This is a genomic window from Endozoicomonas sp. YOMI1 (assembly GCF_024606345.1).
GTDB lineage: Bacteria > Pseudomonadota > Gammaproteobacteria > Pseudomonadales > Endozoicomonadaceae > Endozoicomonas.
In genome coordinates this window covers 1-1,073 of the sequence record NZ_JAHHPM010000224.1, presented here as the reverse complement: position 1 = coordinate 1,073, position 1,073 = coordinate 1, and the positions used below count along the sequence as shown (strand labels likewise).

At 43.8% G+C, this 1,073-nt stretch carries 3 protein-coding genes; 1 reads left to right on the top strand and 2 read right to left on the bottom strand.

Features of this window, described 5'->3' with window-relative positions:
- A partial coding sequence (locus tag KDK15_RS07835) for a type II toxin-antitoxin system HigB family toxin (protein ID WP_257294804.1) occupies nucleotides 1-245 on the top strand: 245 nt, incomplete at its 5' end.
- A gap of 111 nt (nucleotides 246-356) precedes the next feature.
- Here the strand turns inward: KDK15_RS07835 and KDK15_RS07830 are convergent.
- Entirely contained in the window at nucleotides 357-515 is a 159-nt protein-coding gene (locus KDK15_RS07830) for a hypothetical protein (RefSeq protein WP_257294803.1), read from the bottom strand.
- A 2-nt stretch (nucleotides 516-517) separates the two neighbouring features.
- Nucleotides 518-787 carry a hypothetical protein gene (locus KDK15_RS07825; protein WP_257294802.1) on the bottom strand — a complete coding sequence of 90 codons (270 nt, stop codon included), beginning with the start codon at nucleotides 785-787 and terminating at the stop codon, nucleotides 518-520.
- Between the last annotated feature and the right edge of the window lie 286 nt (nucleotides 788-1,073).

Sequence of the window (1,073 nt, the reverse complement as noted above, 5' to 3'; positions counted from 1 at the left end):
CGCAAGAATTGAAGGCCCTGTTTCCAAGCCTGGATAATTTTAAATACAAGGACAACTGTTGGATTATTGATATTGGTGGTATTAACCTGCGACTCATTGCCTTTATCGAATTCAGAGATAACCGACTGTACGTGAAGCATATTGTCTCTCATTCAGAGTACGACAAGTTATGCAAAAAGTCTGGTATCCATGATTTTGAACGGAACAAGAAACCTGACAAGAGACCATATACAGGCTCTCTCTGAGCGGTTCAAAATTTCATCGTCTGTATTTTTTCACAAAGCCTGAGCCGGTTACGTAAGGCGTTACATCACATTGCGCCTTACACTTCTTCCGCTTTGAAATCACCATTAAAGTCAGCTGTTGCAGTAATAATATCCCCGATTAGTGATCGGGATAGCCCCACTGATCGCAGACCCGGTAATCGCCACAGCAGGCTGATAGGTCGCATTGCCGGTAGCTGAGTTATAGCCGCTCGCTCGCCAGACGTTAATTTCCCCGAGCTCATAATCCACGGTTAGCTTGCTGTAATTATTGGTGCCACTTCTATGGAGTCGGCTCGCCGGGTATTGAATAACAAGACAGAAACATTCTGATCCCTGGGAGGCTCGGTCAGGATCAAATGGCTACCAAGATAAATATCATTGTTATCGGTGCTGATCCCAATAAACGCCTTACGCAACGCCACATCACCAATGGTTCGGTCGATCCGGGAAATATCCTGAAAGAGATTATTGGCGTTGCCATCAATGACCTCATTGCCAGTGATTGCCAGTGACCCGACCACCACCGTCCTCCTCATCCCTGAGACATTTTGAAGAGCTTAACGTCGCTGTTATTAATACCCATAGCAGGGCTTGGTTGACATTAATAGTGAATGAGTTGCGTTAAAGAGGAACTTTTTATAAGAAAGAGTGGTCTTTAGATAAAATTCAATATTTCAATATTTCAATGGATAGACCTAGCTATTCTGCTTATTTTGATGCAGCTACTAATCGCTCTGGTTATTTTCAAGATGCTGCTTTTTCTGAATCTGGCACATCATGTCAGGCTTTCTCCCGTGACGTTTCAGA